Annotated in this window: 9 protein-coding genes; 2 read left to right on the top strand and 7 right to left on the bottom strand. The window is 61.4% G+C overall.

The window, feature by feature from the left end:
- Both HP499_RS16600 and HP499_RS16595 read right to left on the bottom strand, forming a co-directional pair.
- The coding region (locus HP499_RS16600; RefSeq protein ID WP_172325323.1) for a BCCT family transporter at positions 1–1,403 on the bottom strand (1,403 nt) is incomplete at its 3' end.
- Positions 1,404–1,625: 222 nt separating this feature from the next.
- Positions 1,626–2,726 carry a hypothetical protein gene (locus HP499_RS16595; protein WP_216660090.1) on the bottom strand — a complete coding sequence of 367 codons (1,101 nt, stop codon included), beginning with the start codon at positions 2,724–2,726 and terminating at the stop codon, positions 1,626–1,628.
- Positions 2,727–2,919: 193 nt separating this feature from the next.
- On the opposite strand from HP499_RS16595, the gene HP499_RS16590 reads away from it, so the two are divergent.
- Positions 2,920–4,383 carry a YdiU family protein gene (locus tag HP499_RS16590; protein ID WP_172325322.1) on the top strand — a complete coding sequence of 488 codons (1,464 nt, stop codon included), beginning with the start codon at positions 2,920–2,922 and terminating at the stop codon, positions 4,381–4,383.
- Between the two features lie 78 nt (positions 4,384–4,461).
- Here the strand turns inward: HP499_RS16590 and HP499_RS16585 are convergent, their stop codons facing one another.
- The 5 genes from HP499_RS16585 to HP499_RS16565 all read right to left on the bottom strand — a co-directional run bounded on the left by HP499_RS16585 (position 4,462) and on the right by HP499_RS16565 (position 7,913).
- A complete protein-coding gene (locus HP499_RS16585; RefSeq protein WP_172325321.1) occupies positions 4,462–4,641 on the bottom strand; it encodes a hypothetical protein in 180 nt (59 codons plus the stop codon).
- A gap of 154 nt (positions 4,642–4,795) precedes the next feature.
- A complete protein-coding gene (locus tag HP499_RS16580) occupies positions 4,796–5,212 on the bottom strand; it encodes a MarR family winged helix-turn-helix transcriptional regulator (RefSeq protein ID WP_172325320.1) in 417 nt (138 codons plus the stop codon).
- 83 nt (positions 5,213–5,295) lie between these two features.
- Positions 5,296–5,808 (bottom strand): hypothetical protein, encoded by a 513-nt coding sequence (locus tag HP499_RS16575; protein ID WP_172325319.1) that lies wholly within the window; start codon positions 5,806–5,808, stop codon positions 5,296–5,298.
- A gap of 127 nt (positions 5,809–5,935) precedes the next feature.
- Positions 5,936–6,517: a DUF1349 domain-containing protein gene (locus HP499_RS16570; protein WP_172325318.1), complete on the bottom strand. Its 582-nt coding sequence runs from the start codon at positions 6,515–6,517 to the stop codon at positions 5,936–5,938.
- A gap of 34 nt (positions 6,518–6,551) precedes the next feature.
- A complete protein-coding gene (locus HP499_RS16565) occupies positions 6,552–7,913 on the bottom strand; it encodes an APC family permease (RefSeq protein ID WP_172325317.1) in 1,362 nt (453 codons plus the stop codon).
- 158 nt (positions 7,914–8,071) lie between these two features.
- Between HP499_RS16565 and HP499_RS16560 the strand changes: the two genes are divergently transcribed.
- Positions 8,072–8,740, top strand: a complete 669-nt coding sequence (locus HP499_RS16560) for a helix-turn-helix domain-containing protein (RefSeq protein ID WP_253951643.1) — start codon at positions 8,072–8,074, stop codon at positions 8,738–8,740.
- The last annotated feature ends 32 nt before the right edge of the window (positions 8,741–8,772 follow it).

The following is an 8,772-nucleotide window of genomic DNA, read 5'->3' as shown; positions in this document are numbered from 1 at the left end:
TGGCCACCGGTGGAGATCATCCCCATCACCAGTGCGCCGGAGTCTGCCGAGGTGATGAAGAAGATGGCGATGAGAAGAATGGCGCCGATGGTGAGGAGGGTTCCGCCGGGAAGGTCGCCCAGGAGGCCGAAGAGAGCACCTTCGGTATCCACGCTGCCGTCGGCGCCAATGAGGCCGCCACCGCCGAAGAGTTCGCGGTAAATCGCTGCGCCGCCCAGAACCGAGAACCAAAGGAACCCAACCGTCGTGGGAACCAGGAGCACACCGGCAACGAACTGCCGGACTGTGCGTCCCTTTGAAATGCGGGCGATGAAGATCCCAACGAAGGGTGCCCATGAGATCCACCAGCCCCAGTAGAAGGTTGTCCACGCAGCCTGCCAGGCTTCGCCTTCCGCGCCGGAGAAGGCCAGAGTGTTGAATGTCAGGCCCACAACGTTTTGGAGATAGTGGCCGATTGACTGCACAAACTCGCGCAAAAGGAAGAGCGTGGGTCCGGTGAACAGGACAACGAGCATCAACAGGGCGGCAAGGACCAGGTTGGTATTGGACAGCCATTTCATGCCCTTGCCCACACCTGACACCACCGAAACAATGGTCAACGTAATGATGCAGAGGATCAGGCCGATTTGGGTCATGGTGGTGGCCTGCAGAATGTTCGCCTGCTCGAGGCCGGCGGAGATCTGCAGTACGCCAAGGCCCAGGGAGGTGGCTACGCCGAAGAGCGTACCGACCAAAGCAAAGATATCGATGAGGTTTCCCCAGCTGCCGGCTACCCGCTTCCGGCCCAGGAGCGGCTCCAAAGCCCAGCGGATGGAGATGGGGCGGTTTTTGCGATGCACGGCGTAGGCGATTGATACACCCACCACAACGTAAATCGCCCAGGCGTGCAGACCCCAGTGGAGGTACGTTTGCGTCATCGCCTGCTGGGCGAGCACCAAGGGCGAACCTTCCACACCCGGGCGCGGTGAGGCAAAGTGATTCAAGGGTTCGGCCACACCGAAGAAGACCAATCCGATTCCCATGCCGGCCGCAAACAGCAGAGCGAACCAGGACATGACAGAGAACTCGGGGTCGTCGTCGTCCTTGCCCAGCTTGATGTCACCGTAGCGGCTAAGCCCGATCCAAAGGGCGAAAACTACAAAGAGGGCTATGGCTGCAACGTAGTACCAGCCAAACCACTTGATGACGTTGCCCTGGATGGAACTGAACAAATCCGTGGCGGTGCCAGGGAAAATCGTGGCGAAGAGAACAAAAACCATGATGATGGTTGCTGCGGGCCAGAAGACCCACTTGGCTATTTTTTGCTCACCCGTTCCGGGCGGAGGGTTCGTCCCTTGCCCGGAGGCTGGGGAAACGTCCCCCGGTGGTTGGCTGATGGTCCCGGGGCCTGATGCGGCGGACATGACAGTTTCTCCTTTTGCGCCTGGAGCGCTCAGACTGCTCTAAAAAGTCGTCTCTTGTAAGTTTCGTCTGTTGTTGGTTCGTTGCAACCTGCAAGTTTACGGAACCTCAGCGAGAGCACGAATTTCGGGCACGGCGTCACACGGCATTGATGCACGATCGAGACGTCGGCCAATCCGGGAGTGGCTTTTAAGAGGGTGTATCAGTTCACCCCTCCCATCACCTCACGAACCAAGCCGCGGTTGCCGTGTGTTGCCGGTCTTCCATGACCAGAGAAGCAGCGCGGCAGAGCCAAGAGGGGCGAGGAAGGCGGACATCGTCACCAGTGGCAGACCCACCGTTGAGGCCGCAAGCCCCATCAGGACGACGACGGCGATTCGACCGAAGCCGCCGGAAGTTACCAGCCGTCCCAAGGGGAGTGCGATGGCGAAACCCATAAGTGCTGCTGCAACCACAGTGGCAGGCCACTGAGACGGGTGGCCCGCCCCCAGGAGTTGTGCGAATCCTTGGACGGCCATGGCTGCGCATCCGAGGAGGACCACCCATGGTGTAGTGGGCCCAAGACGCCGGCCGAGCACCAGCCCGGCAAGGACCAGCACAGGAATACCGGCGAAGGCGCCGTAGGCCAACCCGAGGTTCATCGCGTGAGTGGAGTCAGTGACATTGGGTGTCCAATTGCTGCCTGTGACGGCAAAGACGGCGCAGGCCAGCCCCACCAGGAACAGTGCAAGCGCGGCGCCGGCCACGGTAATCCGGTTCGGCGCAGGCACTTGGCGGGGATGGGCGGGCACGGCGGCCTCCGACGGTGCCGGCCGTCCCTTCTGGAGGGCCAGGACAAGGAGTGCGACGGCACCCAACGTCCCCGCCATGGGTGGCATCAGCATGAGCGCCCCGAGCGCAAGAGCCGTGGGTGCGGCTACGAGCACGGCCTGTAAGGCGCGGACAGCAAGTGAACGCCGGCCGGCCAGGAGGGTGCCAAAGGGAACCGCCAGGCTCACAGTCCCTGCAATCAGACCCAGAATCATGAAAAGCAGCATCGATGACCCAAACCAGCTGAAGCCCCGGTTCATATCGGCCTCGTCAAAGCGCACGGACAAGCTTGCTGCCGCGAGCGCAGCCAGAGCCCATGCCGGGACTGCACTGACCGCTGTGAAGAGAGCGACGCCGGCAGGCAGGCTGCCGGCCCGATGCAAAAGCACGACGGCGGATAGGCTCGCCGCGAGCGGGCCGAGGAATCCACCCAGGATCAGGCGGGCAGGGCCGGCCCACGGAAGGTGGAGGGCGTTACTGAAGAGGATGCCATTGGCGCCCAAGAAGGCGAGCAACGATGCAGCTGCACACCCAATGGCCCACCGGTTTGATACTGAAAAATGGCGCGGCTGCGCAAATGTACCCACATCTACCTAACTTTTTGGCGGAAACCGCCCCCAATGGTTATCCCGCCGTAAGGCAGTGGTTTACATGCTAACCGCGCCGACCGTCCTTTCGGGCCGGGAACTGCATCTATATCCTTAAGAGATGAGTGACGTAGCGCGTTCCACCATCGCCTTCGAGGGGCATTTTGCCCGGGAGCTCCCGGAGCTGGCAATTCCTTGGCGGGCCGAGGAAGCGCCGGATCCGCAGCTTCTGGTGCTCAACCAGCCACTCGCCGTCGAGTTCGGTTTTGATCCTGATTTCCTCCGGAGTCCGGAAGGCGTGCGGTTGCTGATCGGCAATGCCCTGCCGGAGGAAGCGACGCCGGTGGCCCAGGGATATTCGGGGCACCAGTTCGGCTTTTACTCTCCACGACTGGGAGACGGGCGTGCCCTCCTGCTGGGTGAGATTGCCGGTTCTGACGGGAAGCTCCGCGATATTCATCTCAAGGGTTCGGGCCGCACGCCCTTTGCCCGGAACGGCGATGGACTGGCCGCGGTGGGGCCCATGGTGCGGGAGTACATCGTGAGCGAGTCGATGCACGCCCTGAACATTCCCACCACCAGATCGCTCGCGGTGGTTGCCACCGGGCGTCAGGTTCAGCGGGAGACTCTGCTGCCGGGGGCCGTCCTGACCCGGGTGGCCAGCAGTCACCTGCGCGTTGGTAGTTTCCAGTACGCCAGGGCTTCGAATGACCTGGACCTGCTTCGCCGTCTTGCCGACCATGCAATCGAACGCCACCACCCGTCGTCGGGCGCTGAAAGCAACCGCTACCTTGCACTCCTCAAAGCCGTCATCTCGGTGCAGGCGAAACTGGTGGCGCAATGGATGCTGGTGGGGTTCGTGCACGGTGTCATGAACACGGACAACATGACAGTGTCCGGCGAGACCATCGATTACGGCCCGTGCGCTTTCATGGAGGGTTTCGATCCCGTGGCGGTGTACAGCTCCATTGATGAGATGGGGCGTTACGCCTACCGTAACCAGCCGGTGGTTGCCGAGTGGAACCTTGCCCGTTTTGCTGAGTCGATCGCAGCCCTGATCCATGAGGATGAGGAGCAGGCAGTGGCCCTTGCCATCGAGGCGCTCAAGGGGTTCCGCGAGGAGTACAGTGCCACATGGTTCAACGGCATGAAGGCCAAGCTTGGTCTGCCGGAGGACATCGACGACGACGTTGCCTCACCTGTGGTGGATGACCTCCTTCAGTTGGTTCAGGAGACGCGTGCGGACTACACCGCGTTCTTCCGAAGCCTCGGCAAGGCGGCCCGTGGGGAGGCCGAGCCGGCCCGCCGGCAGATCCTGGATCTGGCCGCGTTCGATGCTTGGTTGGAACGGTGGCGGGCACTGTCGCCGGATGCCGAAGCCATGGACCGGGTTAATCCGGTCTATATTCCACGGAATCATTTGGTGGAGGAGGCCCTTGCTGCAGCCGCTGTTGGGGACATGGGCCCAACGGAGCGGCTGCTGGCGGCCGTGTCCGAGCCTTATAGCGAACGCCCCGGGCTGGAAAAGTATGCCGAGCCTGCGCCGGAAAGCTTCGGCCCTTACCGGACCTTCTGCGGCACTTAGGAAACGCTGAGGGCAAGCGAGCCGTACGGCGTCGCTTGCCCTCAACTTATTGTTCTCTTGGTCCAGGCTTCCGGCGGTCTAGGACCAGACGGCCCGAACCACCATGTCTGCCCCTGCGGCCAAATGATTTCCTGTGTGGCCTGCGTCCAGGACGCATACGTCCTCGGACTCTGGTGCGCCTGTTGATACGAGGCACTCTGCTGCCCTGAAACTCAGAAGGTCCACCGGCAAGCTATCGCCTATTTGAAGTTCACTCATGATGCCCTTTTTACTCGCCCGGGCATTACTGTCAGTGTCTATAGCCCGGTGTTGTTGTTGGAGAGGTGTTCTCCTTGGGACGCCGGACTTCATCAGCGGATAACTCCATACTGCTTGATGGAAGAGCTTTCGTCTACGCGGGATGACCTAACACTTAATCGAAGTTTGTGTGGCGAACGATCGCGAGGAGTTCTTCGCGCAGGTCCTCGGAGTCCAGGTTGATGGCTGCGAGGACATTGTTCTCTTGGTTCTGGGATTGTTCCAGCAGCGTCAGGCCCAAGTCGGTGATCAATACCAGTTGGCTGCGGCGGTCGAAGCGGTTGGGCTCACGGCGGATGTAGCCCCGCGATTCAAGCCTGGTGAGCAGGGGGCCCATGGTTTGGGCCTGCACCCGGACGCTGCGGGCAAGATCCCCGGGCGTGATGGGTCCTGCCGTCGCCAGGGCATCAAGCGTCAGCACCGCCGGGTAGGTCAATCCCAACGGACGCAGTTTGTCGTTCCATGCAAGCTCCACGAGCCGGGCCGCCGTAGACAGCAGCCGGCTGGTTGGCCATAGTTCCATATCAGGCATTCAGGCGCCCCCAAGGCTTTCACAAATAGTCAGCTTACTTACTAGGCTACATGAGCCTTGTGCTGGAGCTGGCTGTGAGTCCCTTAGGAGAGGTCGAACGCCGAACGTTCCACGCCCCGTTCGGCACCGTGCACTTGCAGGGCGTGCCGCATCGCTTGGCGGTTGTCTTCGGCGAGGTCAGGGTGGCCGGCGACCCGGTAAAGGTCCGCTGCCCATTGAAACTCATCGGCAGCGGCACGGAAGCGGGCTTCGTCGAAAAGGCGACGGCCGATGTGGTGACGGACGTACGCCTCGTCTTCGGGTGACCGGACGGTTCGCAGCGCCCGTTCATGGAGGACGGCCGCGTCATGCCACCGGTATTGGCGTTGATTGACCTGCGCAAGGATCAGCAACAACTCCCGGCGGTCAGGCGTTTGGGGCAGCAGCTTGAAGCCTTCATCCAAAGCCTCAGCGTCCCGGCCAAGCAGCGCCAAGTAGCGGACGCGCTCCACCGGAGGACACTCGCCTGCCAAGGCAGCTTCAATGGCTTGGCAGTTGATGGCCACGTCGCGGAACGTCGTGGGGTCAGTACGCCAAAGACTCGCAGTATCTTCCACCGTGATGTGCCCCCCATAGGCTTGTTACGGAGCCGACTGAGTCGCAGCACTCCTCAAAGGCAGGCTGCAGGAACCTCCATAATCTCATGAACGATGGGACCCGCAAGCTCGTTCCATTCGGTTGGAATCAGTGCAGCTCGTGGTCCGCGGGTGTAGCGCGCCAAGAGTGGAAGGGGACTGTCAGGCCCGCGCGTGTTGGTGCGCAGGTGAACGGCCCGGCAGTTGCGGCCAGATCGGGTGCAAACGGCACCACCCGCACCAGCTGGAGTTCATTTCCCTCCGAGGCGGCACGGATAGTGAGGGCGTCTCCCGAGCGGCTGACCCTCATGCGGACGCGCCCGCCGTTCCATTCCGGAACAGGCGCCAAGGACCAGTCCGAGACGCGGTCCGTAACCACCGCGCCCAGCTGAGCGGCGCCGTCGGCGAATTCGACACCTGCCTTAATCCAATGCTCGCCGCCGACACGGATGAAGATGCCCGCTTGATCGAACTGTTGGGAAAATGCTGCGGTGAACTCAACTTCCATGGCACTGTCCTGCGGGAAGGGGGCAAGCAGCGCGTGTTCGGTGTCGTGGATGAATCCGTAGGACGTGACGCGCCAGGCGTCGCTGCCTTCGGCTGCGGTTACCAGCAGGTCACCTGCCTGCTCGACGACGGCGGCTGGCTGGTTGGTCCACTCGCCGCGGCTCCAGGGGATGTCAGTCGGCACGGGACTCCTCGAGGTTTTTGGATGCAGGGCTGTTTTAGGACTCTAGCCGTTCCTTCTCAACTTCGGAGTTGTTTTTACTTGCAGGCCGGTTGCGGGCCTGGATTCTGCGTGTCACGAAGAAGAGGACCAGCCCGATACCCAAAAGGATGGCTGCCCGCAACCAGATTTCCGGTCCTTGCTGAAACAGCAGGAGGAGGCACGAAGCCAGTGCCAGGTACGGAATGACCACCGGCACGCGGAAGTGCTGGTGTTCAACTTTGTCTTTGCGCAGCACCAGGACGGCGAGGTTGGTGCTGATGAAGACGAACAAGAGCAGCAGGACCACTGTTTCAGCGAGCGAGCCCAGATCGCCGGTGGCGGTCAAAGCCATCGCGGCCAGCGTCGTGACGGCAATGGCCACCCAAGGTGTGCGTCGTTGGGGGAGAACCCGCCCCAGCCCTGCGGGGAGGAGTGATTGTTCTGCCATTCCAAAGGCCAGGCGGCCGGCCATGATCATGGTCAGCAGCGCACCGTTGGCGACGGCGATGAGTGCAACCAGGCCGAAGAGCCAGTCGGGCACCCCAAAGCCTGTGGCTTGGACAACCTGCAGCAATGGGCCCGAAGAACTGTTGAGGTCAGCTGCGGGCAGGGCGATGGATGAAGCCAGGCCGATCAGTATGTAGATCGCGCCGGCGGTCAGCAGCGCCCCGAACAGTGCCTTGGGGTAGACGCGGTGGACGTCCCGGACCTCTTCGGCAACGTTCGCGGAAGTTTCGAAGCCGACAAAGGAGTAGTAAGCCAGCAAGGAAGCTGCGAGAATCCCGGCCCCTGGGGAGACCGCCGGGTTGAACTCAAGGACGCGCGAAGCGTCGCCGTCTCCGCGGCCGAGCATGAGGCCAACCAGGACGATAACCAACACCAGGCCCGATACTTCGATGACGGTCATCACCACGTTGGCCCTGACGGATTCCTTCACTCCGCGGGCGTTCAGAAGACCTATCAAGAGCAGGAATATCAGGGCAGTGGGTGTGGCAGGCACATCGAGGAAAGGCTTGAGGTAATCCCCGGCGAAGGCCAGGCTCAAACCGGCCGCACTGGTCACGCCGGCAGCCAGCATGGAAAATCCGACCAGGAACGAAACCAGGGGCACGTTGAAAGCCCGTTCAGCAAAGACCGCAGCTCCGCCGGCCTTTGGGTATTTAGTGACCAACTCTGCGTAGGAGGCGGCGGTGAGCATGGCCAGGAACAGGGCAAGCGCAAGTGGAATCCAAACAGCCCCTCCCACTTCGCCTGCGACCTTTCCCACCAGCGCGTAGATGCCGGCGCCCAGCACATCACCGAGGATGAAAAGGAAAAGCAGTGGACCGGTGATCGACTGCTTGAGTTTTGATGCTTGTGACTTTGCCGGGCTGCTCATGGGAACAGATCCTACTTGAAGTAAGGGGCCTTACTAAATTACTCCTGAGACCATGCAGTGCGGTGCCTGCAGGAAGTCCTGAGTTGTGTGAGGACGGCATTGCGATCAATTCGAGCGACACTTGACTCTGACACTGTGGAAGGCGGGAGAACTAAGGCATGTTATCCATCGGAGCTTTCGCGCAGATCGGGCAGGTGACCCATCGCATGCTTCGGCATTGGGATGCCTCAGGCCTGCTCGTGCCGGGTTATGTGGACGAGTTCAGCGGCTACCGGTCCTATGATCCTTCCCAACTTGAGCGCCTGCATCGGATTGTTGCATTGCGCCAACTCGGCTTTGGCCTTAACGACATCTCGTCGATTCTTGACCAAGGTGTCGAGGCCGAACGCATCGCATCCCTGTTGAGGATTCGCCGCGCAGAGGTTGAGCAGGAACATCGGATCGCTTCCGCCCGGCTCGTTGACGTGCAGCGGCGGCTCCACCTCATCGAGAAAGAGAACCACATGTCACAGATTGAGATTATCGAAAAGCCCCTGGCCGCTGTCCGTCTTGCAGCCCGCCGCATGGTCGTAGCTGACCAGCCTGAAGTCGCAGGCGTGGTGGGTCCCGCTTTTGATGCCGTTGCCGAAATCATTGGCGATGAGCGTGGGACTTTGGAGACCCCTGTGGCGCAGTACCAGACCATGGAAGAGGGCCTGCAGATCATTGCCGGATACTCTTACGCCGGACCCGCGCGGGAGGGCTTCGAGATCATCGAGTTGCCCGCTGTGGAAACGGCTGTCTGTGGCGTCCATCTCGGCTCCATGGACCACATTGCAGAAAGCTGAGGCCTTGCACGCTGAGATATTCGCTCGAGGGC

Origin of the sequence: Paenarthrobacter sp. CM16 (genome assembly GCF_013179505.1) — a bacterium.
Classification (GTDB): Bacteria; Actinomycetota; Actinomycetes; order Actinomycetales; family Micrococcaceae; genus Arthrobacter.
Note: the sequence above shows the minus strand (reverse complement) of the source record. Positions and strands in the feature narration are given on the sequence as shown.

Coding starts and splice junctions, on each gene's coding strand:
- HP499_RS16585 (WP_172325321.1), bottom strand. CDS start 4,641: ATGAGTGAACTTCAAATAGGCGATAGCTTGCCGGTGGACCTTCTGAGT.
- HP499_RS16560 (WP_253951643.1), top strand. CDS start 8,072: ATGTTATCCATCGGAGCTTTCGCGCAGATCGGGCAGGTGACCCATCGC.
- HP499_RS16590 (WP_172325322.1), top strand. CDS start 2,920: ATGAGTGACGTAGCGCGTTCCACCATCGCCTTCGAGGGGCATTTTGCC.
- HP499_RS16565 (WP_172325317.1), bottom strand. CDS start 7,913: ATGAGCAGCCCGGCAAAGTCACAAGCATCAAAACTCAAGCAGTCGATC.
- HP499_RS16580 (WP_172325320.1), bottom strand. CDS start 5,212: ATGCCTGATATGGAACTATGGCCAACCAGCCGGCTGCTGTCTACGGCG.